24 protein-coding genes and 1 tRNA gene are annotated in these 25677 nt (G+C 70.8%); 3 read left to right on the forward strand and 22 right to left on the reverse strand.

Going from position 1 to position 25677, the window contains the following annotated elements; translation table 11 throughout:
• The 18 genes from ACTWNK_RS32950 to ACTWNK_RS33035 form a co-directional block, all read right to left on the reverse strand.
• Positions 1-435 carry an acetyl-CoA carboxylase biotin carboxyl carrier protein gene (locus ACTWNK_RS32950; protein ID WP_474308815.1) on the reverse strand — a complete coding sequence of 145 codons (435 nt, stop codon included), beginning with the start codon at positions 433-435 and terminating at the stop codon, positions 1-3.
• Positions 428-2065 carry an acetyl-CoA carboxylase, carboxyltransferase subunit beta gene (gene accD, locus ACTWNK_RS32955; RefSeq protein ID WP_474308816.1) on the reverse strand — a complete coding sequence of 546 codons (1638 nt, stop codon included), beginning with the start codon at positions 2063-2065 and terminating at the stop codon, positions 428-430. The genes ACTWNK_RS32950 and accD overlap by 8 nt, the downstream gene beginning before the upstream one ends.
• Positions 2062-3093, reverse strand: coding sequence for a beta-ketoacyl synthase N-terminal-like domain-containing protein (locus ACTWNK_RS32960; RefSeq protein WP_474311048.1), 1032 nt, complete (start codon positions 3091-3093; stop codon positions 2062-2064). The genes accD and ACTWNK_RS32960 overlap by 4 nt, the downstream gene beginning before the upstream one ends.
• Complete coding sequence (locus ACTWNK_RS32965) at positions 3086-3925, reverse strand: SDR family oxidoreductase (protein WP_474308817.1); 840 nt, start codon at positions 3923-3925, stop codon at positions 3086-3088. The genes ACTWNK_RS32960 and ACTWNK_RS32965 overlap by 8 nt, the downstream gene beginning before the upstream one ends.
• Positions 3919-4755: a beta-ketoacyl synthase N-terminal-like domain-containing protein gene (locus ACTWNK_RS32970; protein WP_474308818.1), complete on the reverse strand. Its 837-nt coding sequence runs from the start codon at positions 4753-4755 to the stop codon at positions 3919-3921. The genes ACTWNK_RS32965 and ACTWNK_RS32970 overlap by 7 nt, the downstream gene beginning before the upstream one ends.
• Complete coding sequence (locus ACTWNK_RS32975) at positions 4752-5846, reverse strand: beta-ketoacyl-[acyl-carrier-protein] synthase family protein (RefSeq protein ID WP_474308819.1); 1095 nt, start codon at positions 5844-5846, stop codon at positions 4752-4754. The genes ACTWNK_RS32970 and ACTWNK_RS32975 overlap by 4 nt, the downstream gene beginning before the upstream one ends.
• A complete protein-coding gene (locus ACTWNK_RS32980; protein ID WP_474308820.1) occupies positions 5843-6730 on the reverse strand; it encodes a hypothetical protein in 888 nt (295 codons plus the stop codon). Before ACTWNK_RS32980 ends, ACTWNK_RS32975 begins: the two co-directional genes overlap by 4 nt.
• On the reverse strand, positions 6727-7467 hold the full coding sequence (locus tag ACTWNK_RS32985) for an alpha/beta fold hydrolase (RefSeq protein WP_474308821.1): 741 nt from the start codon (positions 7465-7467) through the stop codon (positions 6727-6729). The genes ACTWNK_RS32980 and ACTWNK_RS32985 overlap by 4 nt, the downstream gene beginning before the upstream one ends.
• Positions 7464-8525, reverse strand: coding sequence for a beta-ketoacyl synthase N-terminal-like domain-containing protein (locus ACTWNK_RS32990; RefSeq protein WP_474308822.1), 1062 nt, complete (start codon positions 8523-8525; stop codon positions 7464-7466). Before ACTWNK_RS32990 ends, ACTWNK_RS32985 begins: the two co-directional genes overlap by 4 nt.
• Positions 8519-9646 (reverse strand): beta-ketoacyl synthase N-terminal-like domain-containing protein, encoded by a 1128-nt coding sequence (locus ACTWNK_RS32995; RefSeq protein ID WP_474308823.1) that lies wholly within the window; start codon positions 9644-9646, stop codon positions 8519-8521. Before ACTWNK_RS32995 ends, ACTWNK_RS32990 begins: the two co-directional genes overlap by 7 nt.
• Positions 9646-10857 carry a beta-ketoacyl-[acyl-carrier-protein] synthase family protein gene (locus tag ACTWNK_RS33000; protein ID WP_474308824.1) on the reverse strand — a complete coding sequence of 404 codons (1212 nt, stop codon included), beginning with the start codon at positions 10855-10857 and terminating at the stop codon, positions 9646-9648. Before ACTWNK_RS33000 ends, ACTWNK_RS32995 begins: the two co-directional genes overlap by 1 nt.
• A 24-nt stretch (positions 10858-10881) precedes the next feature.
• On the reverse strand, positions 10882-11142 hold the full coding sequence (locus ACTWNK_RS33005; RefSeq protein ID WP_474308825.1) for an acyl carrier protein: 261 nt from the start codon (positions 11140-11142) through the stop codon (positions 10882-10884).
• A gap of 166 nt (positions 11143-11308) precedes the next feature.
• Positions 11309-11380: transfer RNA gene (locus ACTWNK_RS33010), tRNA-Val, on the reverse strand.
• A gap of 12 nt (positions 11381-11392) precedes the next feature.
• On the reverse strand, positions 11393-12334 hold the full coding sequence (locus ACTWNK_RS33015; RefSeq protein ID WP_474308826.1) for an ROK family protein: 942 nt from the start codon (positions 12332-12334) through the stop codon (positions 11393-11395).
• Between the two features lie 148 nt (positions 12335-12482).
• Entirely contained in the window at positions 12483-12839 is a 357-nt protein-coding gene (locus ACTWNK_RS33020) for a hypothetical protein (RefSeq protein ID WP_474308827.1), read from the reverse strand.
• Between the two features lie 27 nt (positions 12840-12866).
• Complete coding sequence (locus ACTWNK_RS33025; RefSeq protein WP_474308828.1) at positions 12867-13328, reverse strand: peroxiredoxin; 462 nt, start codon at positions 13326-13328, stop codon at positions 12867-12869.
• A 94-nt stretch (positions 13329-13422) separates the two neighbouring features.
• A complete protein-coding gene (locus tag ACTWNK_RS33030; RefSeq protein ID WP_474308829.1) occupies positions 13423-13851 on the reverse strand; it encodes a DUF3052 domain-containing protein in 429 nt (142 codons plus the stop codon).
• A 101-nt stretch (positions 13852-13952) separates the two neighbouring features.
• The gene (locus ACTWNK_RS33035) at positions 13953-14360 is read right to left on the reverse strand and encodes a secondary thiamine-phosphate synthase enzyme YjbQ (protein WP_474308830.1); all 408 of its coding nucleotides are present in this window, start codon (positions 14358-14360) and stop codon (positions 13953-13955) included.
• Between the two features lie 532 nt (positions 14361-14892).
• Between ACTWNK_RS33035 and aceE the strand changes: the two genes are divergently transcribed.
• Together aceE and ACTWNK_RS33045 are read left to right on the forward strand one after the other, a co-directional pair.
• On the forward strand, positions 14893-17640 hold the full coding sequence (gene aceE / locus ACTWNK_RS33040) for a pyruvate dehydrogenase (acetyl-transferring), homodimeric type (RefSeq protein ID WP_474308831.1): 2748 nt from the start codon (positions 14893-14895) through the stop codon (positions 17638-17640).
• A gap of 181 nt (positions 17641-17821) precedes the next feature.
• Entirely contained in the window at positions 17822-19327 is a 1506-nt protein-coding gene (locus tag ACTWNK_RS33045) for an alpha/beta hydrolase (RefSeq protein ID WP_474308832.1), read from the forward strand.
• A 16-nt stretch (positions 19328-19343) separates the two neighbouring features.
• Here ACTWNK_RS33045 and ACTWNK_RS33050 read toward each other — a convergent pair whose 3' ends face one another.
• Entirely contained in the window at positions 19344-20636 is a 1293-nt protein-coding gene (locus tag ACTWNK_RS33050) for a tetratricopeptide repeat protein (protein WP_474308833.1), read from the reverse strand.
• A gap of 144 nt (positions 20637-20780) precedes the next feature.
• Positions 20781-22235, reverse strand: coding sequence for a DUF4331 domain-containing protein (locus ACTWNK_RS33055; RefSeq protein WP_474308834.1), 1455 nt, complete (start codon positions 22233-22235; stop codon positions 20781-20783).
• A 112-nt stretch (positions 22236-22347) separates the two neighbouring features.
• On the opposite strand from ACTWNK_RS33055, the gene ACTWNK_RS33060 reads away from it, so the two are divergent.
• Positions 22348-24192 carry a GMC family oxidoreductase gene (locus ACTWNK_RS33060; RefSeq protein WP_474308835.1) on the forward strand — a complete coding sequence of 615 codons (1845 nt, stop codon included), beginning with the start codon at positions 22348-22350 and terminating at the stop codon, positions 24190-24192.
• Positions 24193-24349: 157 nt separating this feature from the next.
• On the opposite strand, the gene ACTWNK_RS33065 is transcribed toward ACTWNK_RS33060, so the two are convergent.
• Together ACTWNK_RS33065 and ACTWNK_RS33070 are read right to left on the reverse strand one after the other, a co-directional pair.
• Positions 24350-24541 carry a hypothetical protein gene (locus tag ACTWNK_RS33065; RefSeq protein WP_474308836.1) on the reverse strand — a complete coding sequence of 64 codons (192 nt, stop codon included), beginning with the start codon at positions 24539-24541 and terminating at the stop codon, positions 24350-24352.
• 741 nt (positions 24542-25282) lie between these two features.
• Entirely contained in the window at positions 25283-25657 is a 375-nt protein-coding gene (locus ACTWNK_RS33070) for a VOC family protein (protein WP_474308837.1), read from the reverse strand.
• Positions 25658-25677: the final 20 nt, after the last annotated feature.

The following is a 25677-nucleotide window of genomic DNA, read 5'->3' on the forward strand; positions in this document are numbered from 1 at the left end:
TCAGCCCACCGCCCCCAGCTCCATGAGCGGCTGCTCGAACTCCACGACGTCGCCGTCCGCGACATTGATCCTCAGGACCAGCCCGGCCCGCTCGGCCAGGACCGGGTTCATCGTCTTCATCGCCTCGACGATCGCCACCTGCTCACCCGCCTCGACGTGCTGCCCGACCGCGACGAACGGCGGCTGGTCGGGGGCGGGCCGCTGGTAGAAGACGCCCATCAGCGGCGCGGTCACGGCCGCGACCGGCGCGGGAGCCACCTCGGGTACGGCTGCCGCCACCGTGACGGCGGCGGGCCCGGCGGCGACGGGCAGGGGGGCGCGCTCGACCTCGATCGTGAGGCCGTCGCCGCTCACCACCAGGCGTCGCACGTCGCTGCCGCGTACCAGGTCGAGGATCAGGCTCGTGGCCTCGACGGTTCTGCTGAGATCAGTCATCCTCGTCTCCCTCCGTGCTCCACATGCCGTAGGAGCGCAGCCGGTCGTGGCGCCTGGCCACCAGGTCCTCCAGCGGCACCTGGAGCAGCTCGCGCAGATGCCCGGCCAGGGTGTGGCCCAGGTCCTGCTCGGGGACCACCTCGTCGACCAGGTTCATCGCGTGCAGGTCGGCGCCCCGCAGCTTCAGCGCCGCGGCCATCTCGGGTGCGCGCGCCGCGGTGCCGTACAGGATCGACGCCGCGCCCTCGGGGCTGATCACGGAGAAGACGGCGTGCTCCTGGATGAGCAGGCGGTCGCCTACGGCCAGGGCCAGCGCGCCTCCGCTGCCGCCCTCGCCGGTGATCACCGACAGCACGGGCGTGCGCACCCCGGCGGCCAGCAGGAGGCACTCGGCGATGGCGCCGCTCTGGTTGCCTTCCTCGGCCGCGAGTCCCGGATAGGCGCCGGGCGTGTCGATCAGCGTGACCACGGGCAGCCGGTGGCGCTCGGCGAGCCGGAACAGGCGCATGGCCTTGCGGTAGCCGCTGGGGTGCGGCATGCCGAAGTTGCGGGCCACGTTCTGCGCCGTGTCGGCGCCCTTGTGATGGGCGATGACCATGACGGGCATGCCCGCGAGCCTGGCCGGGCCGCCGAGCACGGCCGGGTCGTCACCGCTCTGGCGGTCGCCGTGCAGTTCGACGAAGCCGGTGAACATCTCCGCCACCCGGCGTTCGGCGTTCGGCCTGCCCTGCGCCCTGGCCAGCTTGACCGCCTCCCAGGCGTCCGGGCCGGAGGCGGCGTCGCCCGGCGACGGCTCGGGCAGGTCCTCGGTCATGGGGCCGCCCGCCAGCAGGCCGAGCAGTCTGTCCAGCAGGCCGCGCAGCTCCTGACGGCGTTCGACGCGATCGACGTGGCCGTGCTTGAGCAGGAACTCGGCCGTCTGGAAGTCCGGGGGCAGCTCCTGCCTGATCGTCTGCCGGATCACGCGTGGTCCGGCGAATCCCGCCCTGGCCCCCTCCTCGGCGATGATCACATCGCCCAGGCTGGCGAACGAGGCGGCCACACCGCCGTACACCGGGTCGGCCAGCACGCTGACGAACGGCACACCGGCCTGTCTGAGCGCGCGCACCGCGTCCGCGGTCTTGGCCATCTGCAGCAGCGACAGCACGCCCTCCTGCATCCGCGCGCCGCCCGACGCGCAGACCACCACCAGCGGCGCCCGCTCCCGCAGGGCGTCCTCGGCGATCCTGGTCACCTTCTCGCCGACGACCGAGCCCATGCTGCCGCCGAAGAAGGCGAACTCCATCACGGCCAGCAGCACCGGGCGCCCGCCCAGCGTGGCCCGCCCGGTGACGACGGCGTCGTTCAGCCCGGTCTTGCGCCTGGCCCGGGCCAGGCGCTCGCGGTAGGTGAGGCGGTCGGCGAAATCCAGCGGGTCGAGCGGGCTCAGGCTCCTGTGGCGTTCGACGAAGCTGCCCGGGTCGGCCAGCATGGCGATGCGCTCGACGGCGCGCAGCGGGAAGTGCCTGCCGCAGTTCGGGCACGTGTGCTCGTGCCTGGCCAGCGCCTCCCGATGCAGCAGGGCCGCACATCCCGGGCAGCGGCTCCAGGTGTCGGCGGGCAGCGCGTCGATCCGCTCCAGCACGCTCATGGCCGGCGCTCCAGCCGCAGGGCCGTACATCCGACGACGCCGTCGCGGTCGAGCGAGGTCACCAGGGCCACCGTGCCCGGTGAACCGCCCGTCAGGGCCGCCGCGATCTGGAAGGCCGCGCCCGCCGCCGCCGTGTCGCCGAGCGCGTCGCGGCAGGTGCGCCTGACCGCGTGCCCGCCCAGGACGTCGGTGAGCGCCGCGTCCTCGGCGCCGGTCCCCGACGACACGACCAGGCCGACGTCCTCGCCGCGCAGCCCGAGATGGACCAGCAGCCCCCGCGCGCACGCCGCCAAGGTGGCACGGGCCTCGATCGCACGCTCGCAGGCCATGAAGCGCGAGCCGAGCACGGTGGCCAGCGGCCGCCTGTCTGCGTCGAGCGCGGCGGCCCTCGGCTCCACCAGGAAGATCGCACAGCCTTCGCCCGGCGGGACCTCGCGCTCGCCCGCGTGCCAGGTGAGCCAGCCGCGCTGCTCGGAGTACTCCTCGACCGCGCCGCACAGGATGGTCTCGCACCGGCCCCGGCGCAGCAGCCTGGTGGCGTAGTTGAGGGCGAGCAGCCCGGTCGCGGCTCCCCCGGCCACGGTGGCGTTGGGGCCCTTCAGGCCGTACCAGATCGCACTCTGGCCCGCCGCCCTGTTCATCACCGTGTTGGGGAAGCGCGCGGGGTCGACGTGGTACGGCTTGTCGCCTGTCAGGGACTCCTTGGTGAAGTCCATGATGCTCTGGATGCTGCCCGAGCCGGTGCCCAGGACCAGGCCGACCTGGTGGGCCGGCTCCCTCACGTGCTCCTTGAGCAGCATGCCGACGCTCGCCACGGCGATCGCGGTGGCCCGATCCATCGCCCGGGTGCCCTTGGGGCCGAGCGCCGCGCGGATGTCGAAGTCCGGGATCAGGCAGGCCTTGTCGTAGGGCCCGTGCGGGGTGGCCGACAGCGCCGGGGCGCCCGCCCGGAGCCCGGCGGCGAACGCCTCGACGCCGAATCCGAACGGCGACAGCACCGAGCATCCAGAGATGACCAGTTCATCCATCACGTTCCGTCCCTCTGTGAGGTGCCCATGAGTCGCCCGCGGTCAGCAGTTCGCCGCCGTCGACTCCGATCGTGTTGCCGGTGATCCACGAGGAGGTGGTCGAGGACAGCAGGACCACGGCCTCCGCGACGTCGCGCGGTGTGGTGAGCCGGTGGTGCGGGTTGCCGTGCGTGTTGTCGCCGCTGAAGTCGCGGTGCTCGGGAATGCGCAGCAGGGCCGGGGTGAGCGTGACGCCCGCGCGCAGCGCGTTCACCGCGACCCCGCCTGGGGCCAGCTCGCAGGCCAGCTGGCGTACGTGCGACTCCAGCGCCACCTTCGCCGCCGAGACGGCGCCGTAGCTGGGCAGGTGCCGTACGGCTCCGGCGCTGGTCATCGCGAAGACCTTGGCGCCCGGCCGCAGCAGGTTCGCCTGGCACAGGTCCTGCACCCAGTACAGGAGGCTGTGTGCCATGACGTCCACGGTCATCTCCAGCTGGCGCTGGGTGAGCCTGCGGCCGTCCTCCCGCTCGGGCAGGTAGCGCACCAGCGAGCCGAAGGCCAGCGAGTGCAGCAGGATCCGCACGCCCTCGCCGCCGGTCAGCTCGTCGATCGCGCCGACGACCTCGTCCCGGCCGGCCTTGCGTGCGGCGTTGACGTTGTGGAAGCTGGCCTGCACCCCGCAGGCGGTGATCTCCTCGACGAGTTCGGCGACCGAATCGGCCGATGACGCGGTGTCGAAGTGCACGCCCACGACGTTCATGCCCTGCTCGGCCATGGCCAGGGCGCACGCGCGGCCGATGCCGCTCGACGCGCCGAGCACCAGGCCCCAGGTCTTGTCCAGTGAGATCAGCATGGTGAAACCCCCGGAAGGAAGGCGCCGTAGCCGTAGTGGCCTCCGGCCGTCGCGGTGATCACGAGTGCGCTCTCCCGCGTGGTCCGCAGGAGGCGGGAGAGCAGGGTCATGGCGGCCAGGCACCCTCCGGCGCCCGGCGGCGAGGCCACCAGCGGGACGCCGCCGCCCGCGGTGACGGCGGCCTGGGTGACCGCCTCGGACACGGGCGAGTCGTCGACGAGGGTGTAGATCACGCTGGGTGCGGTCCGCCGGACGACCTCTTCGGCCTCGGCGAGCAGATACCGCCGTCCCGCCTCCGACGAGACCAGCGCGGGCGGCGCGTATGCCGTGCGCGCCAGCACACCCGGGCGATCCCCCGCGCCCGGCTCCATGACCATCGCCACCGCGCCCGTCTCCTCCATGGCCGCCACGACCAGCACGTCGGCACGGCCGCTCGCCAGGGCCCTGCCGCCGAGCTCGATCGCCTCCAGGCCGGCGACGCCCGGCGAGGTGCAGGTCAGGCTGAACGCCTTGAGCTGGTGCTCGCTCGTCATGCGGGCGCTCAGCGCGTTGATGGCGAAGTAGGGCGCCGTGGCCGGGCTGAGGTCCTCGGGCCTGGTGACGGCCATGGCCTGGGTGAAGTACCCGCGAACGGCGGTGTTGGACCCGACCGCCGTGCCCCTGCGTTCGGCGGGCACGTGCTCCAGGCTTCCGCCTCCGGCCACCGCGCGCCTGGCGGCGGCCAGCAGGTACTGCGAGGCCGGAAGAAGGTACTTGTAGCCCCTGCCGCCCAGGTCCCGCGCGACGTCGAGCGGCGCGCCGATCTCGCCGACCCCGGTGACCGCGATCATGCCGCCTCCAGCACGAAGGAGGTGTTGGTGCCCCCGAAGGCGTAGGCGTTGACCAGCACCCGCGGGGCGTGCAGCGGGACGGGCGCGCCGACGGGCAGGTAGACCTCGCACTGCGGGTCCTGCTCGCCGATCGGCACGTTGGCCGGCACGGTGCCCGAGCGCAGGATGAGGCAGGCCATGACGGCGCCGAGCGCGGCCGAGGCTCCCCCGGTGTGCCCGAGCAGGGCCTTGGCACTGTAGAGCGGCACCCGCGAGGCGCCTGGACCGAGGACGGAGCGCAGGGCCCGGCTCTCGGCCAGGTCGTTGAGCACGGTGCCGGTGCCGTGCGGTATCACGCAGCCGGGTTCGCCGCCGCCCAGCGCCTCGCGCATGCTGCGGGCGATCTGCTCGCCGTTCGGTTCGGGTGCGGTGAGGTGGTGGGCGTCGCAGCTCCAGCCGCTTCCGGTCAGCCTGGCGTAGCCGTTCACGCCACGGGAGCGGGCGTGCTCGGCGCTCTCCAGCACCACGATCCCGGCCCCTTCGGCGAGTACGGTGCCCTGGCGGTCGCGGTCGAACGGGCGGCACCCGCCCGGGTCCACCGCGCCGAGCCGGTCGAAGCAGGCCCAGCCGACCCGCGAGTACGCGTCGGCGCCACCGGCGATCACCACATCGGCCCGGCCGTCCGTGATGAGGTCTGCGGCCAGGCCCAGGGCGAATCCACCGGCCGCGCAGGCGTTGCTGACACTGATGTTCGGGCCGAACACGCCCAGCAGCTCCCCCACGGCCGACGCCACCTGGAAGGCGGGCGTCCCGTCCCGGTCGGCCTCGCCCAGGCACGAGCCGACGACCACACCGACGCGCAGGCCACGCACCTGCTCGATCCCGGCGTCCCTGAGCGCCTCGCCCACGGCGGAGACGGTCAGCGCCACCGCGCCGCGCGCCACGCCCGGCACCCGGTGGATCAGCGGGTGCCGCATGATGGCCGGGGTGTCGCGCAGCCGCTGGGGCTCGGGCGGCGTCGCGGCGGCCATGGCGGCGAGCAGGGCGGCGGCGCCGTACCCCTGGCAGGTCACCGCGCCGACCCCGGTGACCAGGACGTCGGCGCCTGTCATGACGGGCGGCCGGAGAGGGCGTCGTACAGCCGGTCGTCGAGGTCGACCAGGCTCCACTCCGACCGGTTGGTCAGCTGGGCGTAGCCGTGGGTGATGCGCCCGGTCGCGGTGTGGACGAGCAGGCCGTCGCGCAGGACGTAACAGTCCATCCTGCTGGTGTACGTCAGGCGTTTGAAGACCTCTTCGACGGTGAGGACGGTGTAGAGCTCCTCCTCCATGCCGACCTCGTCCAGCATGGTGATGCGCGAGTGCGGCACGGCCGGGATGAACCGCTGCTCGTCCAGCAGGCGCTTGACCGACACACCTCGGTCGGCCAGGAAGAGGTCGACCACCTCCTCCATCAGGCGCAGGTACCCCGACATCTGCAGCCGCTCGGTGAAGTGGCAGTAGAAGTACGGGATGCGGTGCTTCCAGACGAAGGCGTTGCGCCCGGCGGTGAGGTGCTCCTGCACCGTGACGCCTTCGGGCAGCCGCTCGCCCGCGCCGCCGTCGCCCAGGCGCTTGACGACATGGGGCCGCAGCGCGGCGGGCACGTCCTCGACGTCCTCGTCCCAGGCGTCGAGCCGCAGCGCCACCTTGACCTTCGCGCCGATCGCCTTGCGCGTGTCACCCTCGGCCGTGATCTTGACGGTGAACGACATGCCGTCGGCCTTCACCTCGGCGACGGCCACGTCGTCCACGCGCAGGGCGCGCAGGATCCTGGTGTCGATGTCCACCACGTCCACGCACAGGCCGTGGTCGTGGTAGAGGTCGGTGACCCGCAGCCCCTCGCCGCGCAGGTGCTCCAGGACGGCCTCTTCCACGAGGTAGTTCAGGTGTTTGAAGCCGATCCAGGTGCCGACGTTGGCGCCTTCGTAGCGTTGCCTGAGCCGTGCGGTGTTCACGTGATCTCCCGGGGGTGTGCGGTGACGAAGTCGCCGACCAGGTCGGCGAAGGCATGGGCTTGCTCGATCATCGGCAGGTGTCCGGACGGCAGGACCGCGAAGCGCGCACCCGGCAGGGCGTCGGCCAGCGCCCGCCCGTCCCTCGGCGGCGCCGCCGGGTCGTCCCGCCCGCTGATCACCAGGCAGGTGGCCGTGACCGCCGAGGTGTCCACCAGGGGCGAGCGCAGGTAGGCGTCGAAGAACCGCATCCAGCCGTAGGGGCCGAGCCGTTCCCTCAGCTTGGAGGCCATGTCGTGCCGGGTGTCCGGGTGCAGCCTGTCGCCCGAGCTCACCCGCAGGCCGTGGTCGAGGATCGCATGGAACCCGGCCAGATAGCTCTCGATGCTCGCCCAGTCGAACTCGGCCGGGTCCGAACGGTAGAACGGCGAGACCAGGACGGCCCGACCGACCTTCGTCCCTCTGGCCAGCGACTCCAGCAGCAGATTGGCCGCGAAGGAGTGGGCGATGGCGACATCCGCCCCGTCGACGGCGTCGTCCACCCACCGCCCCGCGTCCGGCAGGCGACTCCACTCGCCCGTCCCGGTCGCCGACCACGGCAGATCGGCCTGCCACAGCTCCAGCCGAGATCCGGCCAGGGCGGCGAAGGCGTCCCAGGTCGAAGGACCCGCGCCGAGCCCGTGCAGCAGCGCCACACGGATCGTCGCCTCCTCCGTCGCCGGTCGCCGCGGCGCTCTCATGGCCTGGCTCCGGCTGCGGCGGCGCCGCTCGTGCTGGACGTGGCCGGGGGCCTGGTGAGGACCGCCGCGGTGCCGCTCGTGCTCGACACGGCCGAAGGCCCGGCAGGCCCGGTCAGGACGGCCGCGGCGGCCGCGTCGGTGCCTCGGGTGCTGACCAGGACGGTTCCGCCGTCCCTTTGCGCCAGCCATGACGCGCCCGCCACGCACTGCACGACGCCCAGCGCGCCGGAGGCCGGGCCGAGCAGGGCGGTCAGGTCGTGCTCGCGCGTGCCCGCCGCCAGGTCGTCCGCGTCCCTCAGCGTCGAGTCCGGTACGCACCACAGGTCGGCCCGGCCGTGCAGGACCTCGCCGACGGCCTGGGCGTGGGTCCCGCGTCTGGCCTGGCCCGCCAACCTGGCCATCGGCTCGGCGCCTCGGTCGTCGGCCGTCTCGCGCGACTCCAGCACCAGGGCGGCGGCGCCGTCGAAGGTCGGTCCGACGAGCTCGGCGACGACCGGGTTGGCCGGTTCCACCCCGATCACCAGCATGTGGCGTACGCGCCCGGCCCCGACCATGACGCCCGCCCAGGACAGCGCGTCCAGGCCGGAGGTCGCGCCGTTGCACAAGGTCAGGTTGACCCCGCGCAGGCCGAACGAGATCGCCACCCACGACGCCGTGACATTGCTGGCCGTACCGGGGAGTGCCATGGGGCTGGTGGCCGTGTAACCGTGTGCCGCGATGGCCGACACCGTGTCGCATACCGTGTCGAGGTTGCCGTAGTTGGAGCTGACGACCACGCCGATGCTCTCGCCCGGAACGGTGAGGCCGGGGTCGAGCAGCAGCCCGGCGTCGCTCAGCGCGGCACGCGCCGCGCACAGGGCCAGCTTGGTGGCCCTGTCCTTGTAGCGGAGCCCGCGCCCGGTGAGCTCGGCCGTGGGGTCGGCCCCGCCTTCGGGTACGGCGTGCCGCAGCAGATCGGCCGGACGGGTCATGCCTCTGATGGCCGTGCCCACACCTGTGATCACGGCGTCCGTGGCCGACACGGGCTCTGTGGCCGGCACGGCGGCTGTGGTCAGCATGGCCCCTCCACGACGGCGACGGCGTTCAGCCCGCCGAACCCGAAGGCGTTGATCTGCGCCAGCCGCATGCCGGCCTCGACGGCCTGGTCGCGTACCAGCCGGACGCCCGCCATCTCGTCCATGACCTCCCGGATGCCGACGACCGGCGGCACCACGCCCGCGCGCATCGCCTCCACCGCCACCAGCAGGCTGTGCAGCCCGGAGGCGCCCGCGGTGTGCCCGGTCATCGACTTGATCGCGGTCATCAGCGGCGACGCCTCGACCTGGCCGAACACCTCCGCGACGCTTCTGGCCTCGGCCTCGTCGTTGAGCAGCGTGCCGGTGCCGTGCAGCATCACCAGGTCGATCTCGGCGGGCGTCAGACCGGCACGCGCGTGCGCCTGCCGCATGGCGATCACGATGCTCTTGGCGTCGGGCGCGGAGGGGTGGTGGGCGTCGCAGTTGACCGCGACCGAGCGCACCCGGCCGTGTGCCGCGGTCGCCGAGCGCCGCAGTACGATCGCCGCCGCGCCCTCGCCCTGCAGCATGCCCCTGCGTGCCTTGTCGAAGGGCCGCAGCGCGTCCGGGGCCTCCGGGTAGCAGCGGTCGAGCAGGCCGTAGGTGCTTTCCGAGATGTTGTCGACCCCGGCCACGACCACCGTGTCGGTCGTCCCCGCCTCGATCAGGTCGCTGCCCAGCGCGAGCGCGTAGAGCGAGGCCGCGCAGGCGTTGGCGACCGTGTAGGTCCGCGTCGCGCCGAACCTCCGCAGCAGGGCGGGCCCGAAGTGCAGCTCCTCCAGGTCGAACGCGACACCGTCACGCCAGCGCAGCTCGACCGAGCGCAGCTCGCGCAGCGTCGTGCCGATCAGGATGGGCACGTCCCGCAGGTCGTCGAGCCCGGCGTCGGCCGCCGCGACCTCGACGACGTGCTCCAGCCATCCGGTCGATCGCCGCAGGACGTCCCCGCCCGGCTCGGGCCTGTCGTCGATCTCGAAGGCGAACCGCGTGCGGTACTTGGTGAGGTCGAACCCCTTCGGGCTGCCGATCGCACTGCGGCCCGCGCACAGCGCCTGGAAGATCTCCTCGACGGAGGACCCGGCGGCGGCCACGGCTCCGGCGCCGCAGATGGCGAGGCCGGACATCAGTTCGCCTCGTACTTGCCGAGGATGAGGACCGCGTTGTTGCCGCCGAAGGCCAGGGCGTTGTTCTGGACCACACGCAGGTCGGCGATCCGCTCGTGGTTCGGCACGCAGTCGACGGCGCAGTCCGGATCGGTGCGGACGTGGTTGATCGTCGGCGGGATGAACCCCTCGGTGATCGCCAGGGCGCAGGCCGCCGCGGCGAGCGCGCTGGCCGCGCCCATCGAGTGCCCGAGCATCGACTTCAGCGAGACCGTTGGCGGCGGGCCTTCGCCGAACACCTGGTGGATGGCCTGCGCCTCGGTGACGTCGTTGGCCTTGGTGCCGGTGCCGTGCGCGGAGATGAAGTCCACGTCCTCCGGCTTGATGCCCGCGTCCTCGTGGGCCAGCCGGATGCAGGAGGCGATGCTGTCACGCTCGGGGGCGACCGGGTGGTGCGCGTCGCAGTTGAGCCCGAAGCCCAGCACCTCCGCGTAGATCCTCGCGCCACGGGCACGGGCGCTGTCCAGGCTCTCCATGAACAGGATCCCGGCGCCCTCACCGGTGAGGATGCCCTTCCTGTCCTGGTCGAACGGCTGGCAGACGCTGGGCGCGATCGTGCCAAGCCGGTAGAAGCCGGCGAAGGTCTTACGGCACAGCGCGTCGGCGCCGCCGCACAGCGCCACCTCCACGTCGCCGCTGCGCACGGCGTCGAACCCGTAGCCGATGGCGTAGTTGCCCGCCGCGCACGCGGTCGGCAGGGTGACCGCCTCGACGTCGGTCAGTTCCAGCTCCCGCGCGATGCTGGACGACAGCCGTCCCGCGCCGATCCTGGCGGCGAGGCCGGGATCGAGCCGGTCCAGCCCGCGCTCCACCTCCTGGCCGGTCAGGTCGTCGAAGTCGCGGCCCTCGCCGTTGGTGGTCCCGACCGACACCAGCGAACGTCGTGAGCGCAGTTCCCCGAACGGAATACCGGCATCGCGCACGGCCATTCTCGCAGCCGCCGCGGACAACTGACTGGCCCGTCCGAGCTCCGCCGGGTCGAGCCGTTCGATATAGGCTCCCGGATCGAATCCCACGACTTCGCAGGCATTGCCGTATTCAAATCCCGTCGTGTCGAACGCGGTAATCGGTTTGACACCGTTGCGTCCTGTCCTGATACCGGAGAGAAATTCCTGGATCCCGGTCCCGATACTGGAGACCACTCCGATTCCGGTGATGACCACCCTGCGCATCACAACGCCTCCGCGGTAGTCTGCCTAGGCCTCTGCGACGACGGTGTACACACCGTTCAGGCTGGTCATCCTGGACAGCTCGGCCTGGTCGATGGTCACCTTGCAGGTACGCTCGATCGCCGCGAGGATCTCGATGGCGCCGAGCGAGTCGGCTCCGTGGTCCTCGTGGAAGAGGCTGTCGTCGGTGACCTCGTCGGGGTCGATCTCGAGAATCTCGCAGACAATGTGCTTGATCTGGCCGCGCAGCTCGGAATCAAGGGCGACTGGCGCATTGAGCTCGGTCATTCTTCCTCCATGAAGCATCGATGAAGAAAGAATTGTCCGGCTCGCTATATTCCCCCTATACCGCCCGAGCGGTTTCACACACCTCGGGCCGGGGTCTGCGGCCGCAGACGACGAAAGGCACCTGACCGTCTCCGGTCAGATGCCTTTCATGGCTGTCGAGCCGTCGTGGGCGCTACTGGGCTCGAACCAGTGACCCCTGCTTTGTAAGAGCAGTGCTCTACCGCTGAGCTAAGCGCCCGACGGAGATACCTTACGACACCTGTGGGCTCTGCCGCACATCCAGCGACCACGAGGCGCCGATGTCGGGCCGTCCGGCCGCTCGCCAGCCCAGCAGGGCCGCGCCCAGCATGCCGGCCGAGACGCCGAGCGTGGCGGGCAGCAGGGGTGGGGCCTCGCGGAAGGCCAGGCGCTTGCCGAGACGGGTACGGACCGGGTCGAACAGGGCGTGGCCCGCCTCGGCCAGACCGCCACCGAGGACGATCATGGAGGGGTCGAGCAGCAGTGTGTAGGTCGTCAGGGCGAGCGACAGGGCCTCGACGGCCTCGTCCCACACCTCGACGGCGATCGGGTCGTCGGAGGTGACGACCTGCTCGGCGGTGGCGCCCGCGACGCCCGAGCGTGTGCTGTAGCGGCGTCCGATCGAGGCGGCCGAGGCGTAGGTCTCCAGGCAGCCGAGCTGGCCGCACGCGCACTGCTCGCCGTCGGGGAAGACCGGGATGTGGCCGATCTCGCCGCCCCAGCCCTCGGCGCCGCCGTACGGCTCGCCGTGCAGGATCATCGCGCCCGCGATGCCGGTGCCGATCGGCAGGAACAGGAAGTCGGGCACGCCGCGCCCGGCGCCGAGCACGCTTTCGGCCAGGCCGCCGGTGCGTACGTCGTGGCCGAGCATGACGGGGACGTCGAGCGAGGTGAACGCGGCTGCGGGCACGTCACGCCAGCCGATGTTCGCCGAGTAGATCGCGGCCTCGGGCGAGACCAGCCCGGGTACGGCCAGGCCGACCCCGGCGGGAGAGCCGCCGCCCGTCTCGGCGAGGTGGGTGATGAAGGCGCGGATGGTCTCGACGACGGCCTCGGGGCCGTCCTCGCGCGAGGTGGCCCGGCGCTCGGTGTGCAGGACCTCGCCGGTGTCGCCGACCAGGCCGCCCTTCATGGACGTGCCGCCCACGTCGAGGGCTACGACGAACGAACTCATACGGCCATCCCGAGTGGTCGAGCAGCGGGCAGTCAGCTAGGCGAGAATATCGCAGGCCTAAGGCTGAAATAGCCGACAGATGAGCAAAGCTGTGCATCTGGCGGCTATTTCGGGCATGCCGCTGACCAAAGGGTGAGACACCCGCGGTTCAGCGGGAGGTCAGACGGCCGAGCACCCGGCTCAGCGCCGCCTCGACCTCGTCGGCGAGCCCGGGAGGCGCACCCGAGGTGACCAGCCGTCCGCCGGCCTGTCCTTCGGCCTGCGCCTCGGTCTGACCGTCGTCGCCCGCGAGGCGGACCGCGCCGCAGCCGCGGCACTCCACCTCGCCGAGCCTGCGGATGAGCGAGGTCGAGCCGCACGTGCCGCACGCGTCGAGCTCGAGATCGTGTGCGCGCTGGCAGTCCGGGCAGATCAGCACCTGGGCATCGAAGCGGACCCCACGCTTCCACGGGCTCGCGCCTCTGACCGGGTCGGTCTGCCGGGCCCCGCAGCGATAGCAGGGCATGGCCCCTCCGTCGTCATGAAAAGTGATTCAGATGCCGTCGAGCGCCGTGACGTAGTCGGAGATGTCACGCGCCGAGGACATCGGGCTGACCACCGACCAGCGGATCACGCCGTCGCCGTCGATGATGAAGGTCCCCCGGGCCGCGAAGCCCTTCACCTCATCGAAGACACCGTACGCCCGCGCGACCTGTCCGTGTGGCCAGAAGTCGGAGAGCAGAGGGAAAGAAAAGCCCTCCTGATCCGCCCATGCCCGGTGGGAGAAGATGGAATCCACCGACACGGTCAAAACCTGGACATCAGGCCCCGCCTGTGCGACGAAGTCGTCACGCAACGCATGCAGCTCGCCCTGGCACACACCGGTGAAGGCGAGCGGATAGAAGACGAGCACGACACGCCTGCCCCGGAAGCCGGAGAGCCTGACGACGGCGCCGTGCTGATCCTTCAGCGCGAAGTCAGGGGCGATGGTGCCGACCTCGACGGCCTTGGTCACGGGGTCCTCCGGCGATGACGATGAGGCGATGACGATGACAGGCGTCATCATCCTGCCGTACGACCGCGTCAGCCGTACGGCAGGCCCCGATCGTCTACTTCCTGCCCTTGGGACCGACCAGTCTCGTTCCTGACCAGTCCGGCGCTGCGGAGATGCTGCTGGTCTGGGACAGGCCCGCCGTGGTGGCGTCTTCGCCGATGTCGCTCGGCTCCACGTGGCCCTCTCGGCCGGCCTTGGGAGTCAGCAGCCAGATCTGGCCGCCGTCGGCGAGTGCTCGCATCGCGTCGCTGAGTGCGTCGAACAGATCCCCGTCTCCGTCGCGCCACCACATCAGCACGACGTCGACGACGTCGTAGCTGGACTCGTCGAGCAACTCGTTACCGGTGAGACTTTCGATGGAGTCGCGAAGCTCGTCGTCGCTGTCCTCGTCCCAACCGATCTCCTGCACCACCTGACCCGGCTTGAGACCAAGTCGTTCGGCCAGGCCGCGCTCGCCCTGCGCCTGACCCGCGGTCGCGCTCACGTGTATCCCTCCTGCTTCGGATTATTGCTTCGGGACAGTCCACACGCTGTGACCCTTAGTCGTCAACGGTCGCCACGAGGACAGCCGCCGATCCCAAGGAATCAACCGGACAAAAACGACAGGCGAACCCGCCGCTCCCGGTTGTCGACGTTGAGGTCGACGATCGCTATGGACTGCCAGGTGCCCAGCGCGAGACGGCCACCGAGAACGGGGACGCTCGCGTAGGGCGGTATCAGTGCCGGCATCACATGGGAACGGCCGTGGCCGCGTGAGCCGTGCGCGTGCCGCCATCTGTCGTCGGCCGGCAGCAGGTCGCCGAGGGCGGCCAGGAGATCGTCGTCGCTGCCCGAGCCGAGCTCCATCAGCGCCACCCCCGCGGTGGCGTGCGGGACGAAGACGTGCAGCAGCCCGTCGCCGCCCGCCTGTCCGACGAAGCTCTCGCACTCGGCGGTGATGTCGTGCACCCGCTCACGGGAGCCGGTCGCCACCTCGATGACCTGAGATCTCACACCGAAATCCTACGACCCCCGCTGACCTGGGACGACGACCGCGTCCCTCGCGCGCGCGGCGGGCCCGCGCGAGGAAGGGCGGCGTCCTTCCCGTCACCCTTGTCCCACCTGCCGCTCCGCGCCGCGCCTGCGGCTTGTGCCGTCATGCCTACAGCTTCGTACGGCCGTCCTCGCGGGGAAAGCCCGGAGCTGGAATCCCCTTCGGAATTTTGTCCGGTTTGGAGGGACTTTTGACGGGCAGGCAGGGAGTCCGCGCTGGACGACCCGCCCGCGTGGCGCTCGCCGTACCGGGATGGAAAAGTTCGTATCTTTTCCGTACTTGTTAAATGGCCACCCCGATGTAACCTTTGGTGGCGATTCGTCCTACCATCGGTGGTCTAGGCCACCCGTATAGCCCTGCCAGCAGGGATGTCCTGGTTACCGGTCAGTAGAGATGCACTTTCCGGCGCAAGCGACCAGGATGGAAGGCGACCCAGACTCATCGCGACACCAGACCAGACAGACATCAGTCACCCTCGGAAGGCGAGACCCAGTGGCTTCCGGACGCCAGCGTTTCTCGATCATCAGTGACGGCCTACCCAGCCAGCTCCCTGATGTCGATCCCAGCGAGACCAACGAGTGGCTCGAGTCGCTCGACAACGTCGTGAAGACGGAGGGGCGCACCCGCGCCCGCTACTTGATGCTGCGCCTGCTGGAGCGGGCCCGTGAGCACCAGGTCGGCGTGCCCGGCCTGCGCAGCACCGACTACATCAACACGATCGCGCCGGAGCGCGAGCCCTGGTTCCCCGGCGACGAGCACGTCGAGCGGCGCATCCGCGCCTACACCCGCTGGAACGCCGCGGTCATGGTGACCAGGGCCAACGCGCGCACCAACGTCGGCGGCCACATCGCGACCTACGCCTCGGCCGCCTCGCTCTACGAGGTCGGCTTCAACCACTTCTTCCGCGGCAAGGACCACGGCGAGTCGGGCGACCAGGTCTTCTTCCAGGGCCACGCCGCACCCGGCATCTACGCCAGGGCCTTCCTCGAAGGGCGGCTGAACGAGGCTCAGCTCGACGCCTTCCGCCAGGAGCTCTCGCACGGCTTCCACGGGCTGCCCTCCTATCCGCACCCGCGGCTCATGCCGGACTTCTGGGAGTTCCCGACCGTGTCCATGGGCCTCGGCCCGATCGGCGCGATCTACCAGGCGCGGTTCAACCGCTACCTGCTCAACCGCAAGCTGAAGGACACCTCGCGCAGCCACGTGTGGGCCTTCCTCGGCGACGGCGAGATGGACGAGCCCGAGTCGCTCGGCGCCATCGGCCTGGCCTCGCGCGAGGAGCTCGACAACCTCACGTTCGTCATCAACTGCAACCTGCAGCGCCTCGACGGCCCCGTGCGCGGCAACGGCAAGATCATCCAGGAGCTGGAGTCGTACTTCCGCGGCGCCGGATGGAATGTCATCAAGGTCGTGTGGGGCCGCGACTGGGACCCGCTGCTGGCGGCCGACGTCGACGGCGTCCTGGTCAACCGGATGAACACCACTCCGGACGGCCAGTTCCAGACCTACTCCGTCGAGTCGGGCGACTACATCCGCGAGCACTTCTTCGGCGGCGACCCGCGCCTGCGCAAGATGGTCGAGCACCTCACCGACGACGACATCCGCAAGCTGTCGCGCGGCGGCCACGACTACCGCAAGGTCTACGCCGCGTTCAAGGCGGCGCGCGAGCACGTCGGCCAGCCGACGGTCATCCTCGCCCAGACCATCAAGGGCTGGACGCTCGGCAAGGACTTCGAGGCGCGCAACGCCACGCACCAGATGAAGAAGATGTCCAAGGCCGAGCTCAAGGAGTTCCGCGACCGGCTCTACCTGCCGATCCCCGACTCCGCGCTCGAAGGCGACCTCCCGCCGTACTTCCACCCCGGTGAGAACGACGAGGAGATCGCCTACATGAAGGAGCGCCGCGCGGCGCTGGGCGGCGTGCTGCCCAAGCGCGTGGTGCGGGCCAAGGCGCTGAAACTGCCCGGCGACGAGGCCTACAAGCTCCTGGCCAAGGGCTCGGGCAAGCAGACGGTCGCCACCACGATGGCCTTCGTCAGGCTGCTCAAGGACCTGATGCGCGACAAGGAGATCGGTCACAGGTTCGTGCCGATCATCCCGGACGAGGCGCGCACGTTCGGCCTCGACGCGATGTTCCCGACCGCCAAGATCTACTCGCCGCACGGCCAGACCTACGAGGCCGTCGACAGGGACCTGCTGCTGTCGTACAAGGAGTCGACCGAGGGTCAGATCCTGCACGAGGGCATCACCGAGTCGGGTTCGATGGCCTCGACGATCGCGGTCGGCTCGTCCTACGCCACGCACGGCGAGCACATGATCCCGATCTACATCTTCTACTCGATGTTCGGCTGGCAGCGCACGGCCGACCAGATGTGGCAGATGGCCGACCAGATGAGCAGGGGCTTCCTGCTGGGCGCCACCGCGGGCCGCACCACGCTCAACGGCGAGGGCCTGCAGCACGAGGACGGCCACACGCCGCTCATCGCCTCGACCAACCCGGGCGCGGTCTCCTACGACCCGGCCTGGGGTTTCGAGATCGCCCACATCATCAAGGACGGCCTGCGGAGGATGTACGGCGACAAGCCGGAGAACATCTTCTACTACCTCACCGTCTACAACGAGCCCTACCTGCAGCCCGCCGAGCCCGCGGGGCTGGACGTCGCGGGCCTGCTCAAGGGCCTGTACAAGTTCGCCGACTCCCCCCGCCAGGACGGCCCCAAGGCCAACATCCTGGTCTCGGGCGTGGCCGGTCCCTGGGCGGTGGAGGCCCAGCGCCTGCTCGCCGAGGACTGGGGCGTCTCGGCCGACGTGTGGTCGGCGACCTCGTGGTCGGAGCTGCGCCGTGAGGCCCTGGCCTGCGACGAGCACAACCTGCTCAACCCCGACGCCGAGCGGCGCGTGCCCTACGTGACGCAGGCGTTGTCGGGCGCGAGCGGCCCCTTCGTGGGCGTCAGCGACTACATGAAGGCCGTACAGGACCAGATCGCCCAGTGGGTGCCCGGCGACTGGAGCTCGCTCGGCACCGACGGGTTCGGCCTGTCCGACACCCGCTCGGCGCTGCGCAGGCACTTCCACGTCGACGCCGCGTCGATCACGCTGGCCGTGCTCACACAGCTCGTCGGGCGCGGCGAGCTCAAGCCCGAGGTGCTGCGCGAGGCCATCGCCAGGTACCACCTGAAGAACGGCGTCACCGAGGCGGGCGGCGCCGAGAGCAACGACACCCAGTCCATGGGCGTCTGACGCTCACCGACGCACACGCGCCCCCGGAAGAAGAGAAATTTCTTCCGGGGGCGCCGTCATGTTCCGGCTGGAACTCCGTGTGATCTGGTGAGGCGGCGCGTTCAGGAGGGGTGCGCGCCGCCTCCCTTTCCCCTCAGGCGTATCGTGGAGATCATCCCCCACCTGCCTGAGGGGGATCTCCATGCGCCTCGTCCCGTACTCCGCGGCCACGGCCGCCGTGCTCGCCCTGGCGCTCGCCGCCTGCGGGAGCCAAGGCGAGAGCCCGAGCACCGGCGCCGGCACCGCAGCGCTCGTCTGGGGGCCGTGCACGGACATCCTGCGGCCCGACGGGCAGGCGCCCGCCTCGCCCGACGCCACGCAGCGCTGCGCCAGGCTCGCCGTACCCCTCGACTACGCCGACGCGGGCGGCGAGCAGATCGAGATCGCGCTGATCAAGGTGCCCGCGACCGGGCCGGGGGCGCGGATCGGGTCGCTGGTGTTCAACTTCGGCGGGCCCGGGGCCTCGGGCGTGGAGACGTTGTCGCAGGCGGCCAAGGCGTTCGGCACGCTGGGCGCACGCTACGACCTGGTGAGCTTCGACCCGCGCGGCGTCGACCGCAGCTCGGGCGTGGTGTGCGGCGACGGCGCCGCCATGGACGCCTTCACCGCGCTCGACACCCTGCCCGACACCGCCGCGCACCAGGCCGACCTGGACCGGGCGACCAAGGCGTTCACCACGGCCTGCGAGCGCGACTCGGGCCGGATGCTGCCGTATGTCGGCACGGTCAACGCCGCACAGGACATGGACCGCATCCGCGCCGCGGTCGGCGACGCCAAGCTCAACTACTTCGGCATCTCGTACGGCACGCAGCTCGGCGCGGTCTACGCCACCAGGTTCCCTGCGGGCGTCGGGCGCATGGTGCTGGACGCTCCGCTCGACCCGAGCGCCTCGCTCGAACAGCGGACGCTGGTGCAGACGGCCGGGTTCCAGCAGGCGTACGAGAGCTTCCTGGCCGACTGCGTCAAGGCCGGGTGCGAGTTCGGCGCGACCAAGGAGAAGGCCGACCAGGCCGTCGAGCGGCTGCTCACCACGCTGACGGCCAAGCCGCTGCCCGTCGGCGAGCGGCGGCTCACCCAGGGGCTGGCCGCCACCGGCATCTCCAGCGCGCTGTACTCCAAGCTGACGTGGCCGCTGCTGGAGACCGGCGTGGCACAGGCCATCGCCGGGCAGGGCGAGGCGCTGCTGTTCCTCGCCGACACCTACAACGGGCGCAGGCCGGACGGCAGCTACTCCACCCAGATGAGCAGCTTTCCCGCCATCACGTGCGTGGACACGGCCGAACGGCCCGACCGGCAGGAGCTCGACCGGACGAAGGCGGCGGCGATGAAGATCTCGCCGCTGTTCGGCGGGGAGGGCTCGGGCGGCATGTGCGCGGTGTGGCCGGTGCCCGGCAGCGACGAGGCCCGCAAGATCAACGCGGCCGGGTCCGCGCCGATCGTCGTCGTCGGCGGGCGCGGCGACCCCGCCACGCCGTACCAGTGGGCGCCGAAGCTGACCCGGCAGCTCGGGAGCGGGGTGCTGGTGACCTACGAGGGCGAGGGGCACGGCGCCTACCTGTCGGGCAGCAGGTGCGTCATGTCGGCCGTCGACCGCTACCTGCTCGACGGGCAGGTGCCCGAGAACGGCACGACCTGTCCCGCGTCCTAGAGGAGTATCCAGGGCCTCAGCCGCCGAGGGCGCGTCTGGCCTCGGGCGCGTGCTGGAAGTTCGGATTGGCCTTCAGGGCCGCCGCGAAGCTGCGCCTGGCGGCCTTGTCCTCGCCGATCGCGCGTTGCGCGCAGCCCTTGCGATAGGCCAGGAGGGCGTCGCCGCCGCCCAGGCTGCCAGCCTTGGTGAGGTAGGTCAGGGCCTCGCGCTGCCTGCCCGCCTTGTGCAGGGCCCAGCCGAGCGCGCCCGCCACCTCGACGCTGTCGCGCCTGCGCCACTCGCGCTCCAGGTGGGTCACGGCGCGTGCGGGGTCGCCGTGGTCGGCCTCGAACAGGCCCGAGGCGTAGTCGTCGCCGTATCCGCTCAGCAGGCGCCTGGCCAGGTCGAACTGCGTCTTCGCCGCGGTGGTGTCGCCGAGCGCCTGGTGCAGTTCGCCGAGTTCGACGATGAGGCCGGGCTGCGGGGCGCGTTCGACGGCCGCGGTGTAGTCGGCCAGCGCCAGTTCCTCTCTGCCGAGCGCGGCCTCGACCCTGGCCTTGGCCGCGAGGGCGGGCGCGTAGCCCGGCGCGGCGTTCACGGCCTCGTCGTAGGCGTCGAGCGCCTGTTCGGCGTGCCCGCCGTACCAGGCGAGCTCGCCGCGTCTGTACCAGGTGAAGGCCACGTCGGAGGGCAGGACGGCGGCGTCCATGGCCAGGTCGAGCGACTCCTTGGCCCGGTCCGGCTGTCCGGTGAGCTGGAAGTGGTGCGCGGCGCGCAGGAAGGAGGCGACGCCGGGATTGAGGTCGAGCATGCGCTGCAGGGCCACCTTGGCGCCCGCGTAGTCGCCCAGGTTGACGCAGGCGTCGCTCAGCACGCCGTAGGCCGCCGCGTGGCCGGGTGAGAGCTTGATCGCCCGTTCCGCCCAGGTGCGGGCGGCGGCGAACTCGTGCCTTGCGGTGGCCAGGGCACCGCTGGCGACGAGCGCGGCGAGGTTGTCGTCCGGCTTGAGCCTGAGCGAGGTGGTCAGCGCCTTGTCCGCGTCGGCGTGCTGGGCCGGGTCGGCGGTGAGCCTGGCCTGCTCCACCAGCGCGGCGCCGAGCGCGGCCCAGGTCGCCGCGTCCTTCGGCGAGGTACGCAGCCGCTGCCGCGCGGCCTCCGCCGCAGCCGCCGGATCGCCGCTCGCGACCCTGGCCCTGGCCACGGCCGCACGCGAGGGATCGGCCGCGGCCTGCCCGGTGGCGGCGTCCTGGCCCTGTCCCGGCCCGAACAGCACCACGGCTCCCCCGGCCGCGAGCACCGCGGCTCCGATCGACAGCAGGGCACGACGCATGGGTGATCTCTCCTCACATGGGTGACGGTTGTGGTCGCTCTCATGGCGAACGGGGCGGGCGGTTGGCGCGCTCGCCGGGTGCCGGTCGTGGTTGCCCACGGGGAGGGCCGGGTCCCGCCTTCGCGGTGGGACCCGGCCTGGTCGTCAGCGGATGTCGGGATATGCCTCGTACGGGAACGTCGACCTGATCGGCTTGGCCGGGCCGATGATCGGGCTGAACCAGGTCGGCAGCAGTGAGCCGCGCGTCATCGGCTCGCCCATCGCCAGGCGCATGAACGACACCGTGACGTCGTCGGTGAGCCTGCGGCCGTTGGGCCAGCCCTGCGGGTCGCCGCCGATGACGCCGAACCTGTTGGGCTTGGCCGTGACCGGTACGGCCATGTTCAGCCTGGTCATCTCGGCCGGGACGATCTTGCTGGGATCGGCGTCACGGTTGAGCGAGTGCGCGTTGAGATCCATCTTGATCGGCCCGTTGGCCTTGGAGATGCCGGTCAGGAAGACCTGCTCGAAGTCCCTGCGCGGCGGCAGCGGCGGCAGGTGCAGCAGGCCGGGCGCCAGCAGGGCCGAGGCGTAGGGCAGCGTGATACCCGCACGCATGGCCTTGTTCGTCGCGTCGGTCGACGGGTGCGAGCGGTGGTAGAAGTCACGCAGCGGGATCGGGTTGACGCTGTCGCCGAACATCGACAGGCCCTGCCGCGACACCTGCGTGTACTTCGGCTTGCCGCTGCCGTCCAGGTTCAGCGTCCGGCGCGAGGTCGTCGCCCAGATGCCGGTCACCGGGTTGCGGTTGACGTCGCCGTTGATCGCCAGCTCCGACTTCGGCAGCTGGATGGCGATCGTGTGCACGTTGAACGGCAGGAAGAAGTCGAACGGCGGCGCGACCGGGTTGCCGATCCTGGTCAGGCTGATCGACCTGAAGTCGAAGAAGAACGGGTCCTTGACCGGCCCCGAGAACGTCTTGCCGCCGTTGGACAGCGGGACGATCGCCTTCTCGAACTTCTGCTTGTAGTCCAGGCCGAGCGGCCACGGCGAGACCGGCGCGTCGTCCAGCAGGACCTGCGTGGGCTTGCCCGGCCGGATCAGCTCCAGCTTGTAGCTCTGCGGGATGAACGTCCTGGCGCCCTTGCGGCCCGGCGTCTGCTCCACGTTCTGACCGTTGTACGGCAGGTCGCGCGGGTCCTGGCCGGCCCCTTCGGCGGGGTAGGCCGGGTAGCCCTTGCTCGGCGGCGCCTTCGGGTCGCCGCTGCCGTCGCCGTTGCGGTACCACCAGCGGTAGGTGATGTCCTCCTTGGCGTCGCCGTCCTTGTCGATGTGCAGGTCGTAGAAGCCCTGGGTGGCGAACCTGTACCAGGGCAGCGGCACGACCGGCAGCTCGAACGGGATGTAGTTCCAGATGATGGTGACCGTGTCCTGCCGGTCCGGACTGGTGAAGGCGTAGAGGTCGGTGACGTCCATCTGCGGATCGAGGATCTGCAGCGGCGAGTCCACGTGGTTGGACGCGACTCCGACGCCCGTGCCCGGGCCCGCAAGCAGGCCGATGGCCAGGATCGCGGCGCCCGCCCCCAGCACGGCCGTCGGCCGCGCTCGCAACTTACTCATATGTGTCTCCCCTATCGGGGGTATCAGTTGATTACATTGCGTGATTAGATCATGACGTACGACTACTTTCTGTCACCTACCCCCCGGTGAACACATCCCAGGGGGAATCGTTGTGAGTACTTCGTTCGACCGCCGTGACGTGCTCAGGCTGGGTGCGCTCACCGCCGGGGCCGTCGCGCTCGGCGGTACGACGCCCGCGTGGTCGGCATCGGCGGACGAGGCCGACTACGTGATCGTCGGCTCCGGGCCCGGCGGAGCTCCGCTGGCCGCGCGGCTGGCCGAGGCCGGCCATACGGTGATCGTGCTGGAGGCCGGGCCGCCCGCGGGCAACCGCACCTGGTACGACACGCCGGCGCTGAGCAACCTGGCCGCCGGGTCGGACACCGCCGTGCGCTGGGACTTCTATGTCAGGCACTACACCGACCAGGCGCAGAGCGCCTCCGCCACCCAGTGGGTCAAGGACCAGGGCGTGCTGTACCCGCGTGCCTCCACGCTCGGCGGCTGCACGGCGCACAACGCACTGATCACGATGTATCCGGACCCGTCGGACTGGCGCTACATCCAGGAGCTGACCGGGGACGCCTCCTGGTCGCCCGAGGCCATGTGGGGCCACTGGCAGCGCATGCTGAGCTGGCAGCCGGTCGAGTACCCCGCGCTGATCGGCGCCACCGAGATCGACCCGCAGCTCGGCGCGCTGATGCGGGCCGCACGCGCCGAGGCCGCCGTCCTGCCGGGCGGCGACGTCATCACCGACCCGCTCGGCACCAACGACCCGCGCAACGTCGGCGGTCGCCAGGGCTTCATCCGCACGCCGCAGATGAGCAGGGCAGGCAAGAGGTACGGCCCCAAGGACATGCTGCTGGCCGCCTCCAACAGGTACGCCTCCAGGCTGACGATCCTCACCGACATCCTCGCCACCCGCGTCGTGCTCGAACCCGGCCCCGGCGGCACCAAACGCGCCGTCGGCGTCGAGTGCCGCGTCGGACGCCACCTGTACGGCGCCTCGCCGCTGGCCGGGTCCAGCGGCTACCGGCAGCAGGCGCCCAGGGTGATCAGGGCGCGCAAGGAGGTCATCGTGGCCTGCGGCGCGTTCAACAGCCCGCAGCTGCTCATGCTGTCCGGCATCGGGCCGCGCGACCACCTGTCCAGGCTCGGCATTCCCGTCCAGGTCGACCTGCCCGGCGTCGGCGGCAACCTCCAGGACAGGTACGAGGCCGCCGTCGTCACCGACCACAGGCCGTTCACGCTCATCCAGGCGTGTACGTTCGGCAAGGGCTTCGACCCTTGTCTCGGCATCGGCGCCGGGCTGGACCTGACCGGGTTCGGCGGGTTCCATCCGTACTCGTTCAACGGCGTCGTCGGCGGCATCAAGCGCAGGTACGGCGCCGATCCGCGGGCCCAGCTCTACGTCTTCGGGGCGCCGGTCGACTTCCGCGGCTACAAGCCCGGCTTCGGCGAGGCCGGGTACGTGCACAACCGCTTCACCTGGCTCATCCTCAAGGGCTACGCCCAGTCCCGCATGGGCACCGTACGGCTGCGCTCCTCCGATCCGACGCATCCGCCGTTCATCAACTTCCGCAAGTTCGACGACGGCAAGGGCGGCGCCGACGACGTCGCCGCGATGGTCGACTCCGTCGAGATGATCCGCCGCATCAACACCAAGGCCGGGGTGGGCCGCGAGATCTGGCCCGGGCCGCAGCTGTCCAACCGCGACCAGCTGGGCCGCTGGGTCCGCCAGGAGGCCTGGGGCCACCACGCCTCGTGCAGCAACCCGATCGGCCGCGACACCGACCCCATGTCCGTCCTCGACAGCAAGTTCCGCGTCCGAGGCACCACCGGCCTCCGCGTCGTCGACGCCTCCGCGTTCCCGCGCATCCCAGGCCTGTTCATCTGGGCCCCCACGGCGATCATCTCGGAGAAGGCGGCGTACGACATCCTGACGGGGGGCAAGGCTTGACCTGAGGGGCTTGCCTTGGTTGAGGCATAGAGGTGGGGCTGCGCGTCAGCCGAGGCTTTCGTCGGCTGGGGGCCAAGGGGGAAACTTGACCCCCAGCCCCCAGCCTCAGGCCGAGGCCGAGGCCGAACCGCAAGGCTTTCCCAGCCCTGGGACGCCTCTAACCCCATGCCGCGCAAGCGGACAGAACCGGCCCGAGCTCCTGCTCCTGCTCCTGCTCCTGCTCCTGCTCCTGCTCCTGCTCCTGCTCCTGCTCCTGCTCCTGCTCCTGCTCCTGCTCCTGCTCCTGCTCCTGCTCCTGCTCCTGCTCCTGCTCCTGCGTAAGGCTGGGACCAGGGAGCGGCTGGCGCAACAGGTACGGACAAGGAACCGGCGTGGAGGTATGGGGCATGGGCGGCGTGCGGTGTGGCTGCACGTCGCCCATGGCGGGGAGGCCCCTGCGCCCGGGCGCGCCGCCGTTCGGCGGGGGGCGGCGAGCCCGGGATGGGGTGAGGCCGGGCGTGGACCGGCCTCGCGGACGCGTCGCCGCCTGCCCATCGCCGACCGATGGGGAAGGTCATCGGCACGACAGGGGCCACACGGAAAACCGGAGGGAAAGTGACCCGGCACCCGTTCAGGCGGCAAACGCGAGGTCTGAGTTCAGAAGCCTCCTACGACTCAGGGAAGGCAGACAGAGGAGCGAGAAAGGAGCGGGCTTGGGGGCAAGGTCACGTCGTCAGGTCGTGTCAATGCACAAAAGAGGAATGCGCAAGAGGGGTCGTGTCGATTCACAAGGGAGATAGATGCAGGGATCACAAGGGAAATGCAGGAATGTAAGATCCGCTAGAACACGGCTCGCCCGCTGCGCTGCCAGAACACGGCCCACGGGCTAAGCACGAGCACCCACGCGGGACACAAGCCCCCATGTCACTCCCCTACAAACGACGAACCCCGCATGAGGCCCACAAGCCAAGCCTCAACAGCAGCGTGAGCTGAACAACGCATCGCCTGCCAAGCCCCCAGCCCCCCAGACCTGCCAGGGGCCATGGCCGTACGCAATCGCCCCTCCCAAACGTGACCCACGACGCGCACCCCCCGACCAAGCCCCTCCCCCTCAGTCCTTCTGTCGGTAGATCCCGAACGTGTTCCCCGCAGGGTCGCTCAGATAGGCGAAGTCGGGGCCGGAGGGCAGGCCGACGACCTTGGACTGGAGTTTGCCGCCGAGTTCCTCCGTCCTGGCGATGCTCTCCTCGACGTCGGCGACGTGGACGACGAAGATCGCGTGGTTGGGCTTCTCGCCGACCGTGTTGCCGATGCCGCCGACGGGGATCTCGCTGCCCGGGTAGGTGATCAGGCGGTAGTCGTAGGCCGGGTTGGGGTCCTTGGTGTAGGTCCAGCCGAACAGGCCACCGTAGAACTGCTCCGCGGTGTCGGGGGCGTCGGTGGCGACCTCGAACCAGGAGATGGTGTTGAAGGCAGGCGTGGTCATGGTCTCTCTTCCGTCGGACG

The organism is Nonomuraea sp. IBHARD001 (assembly GCF_056106265.1).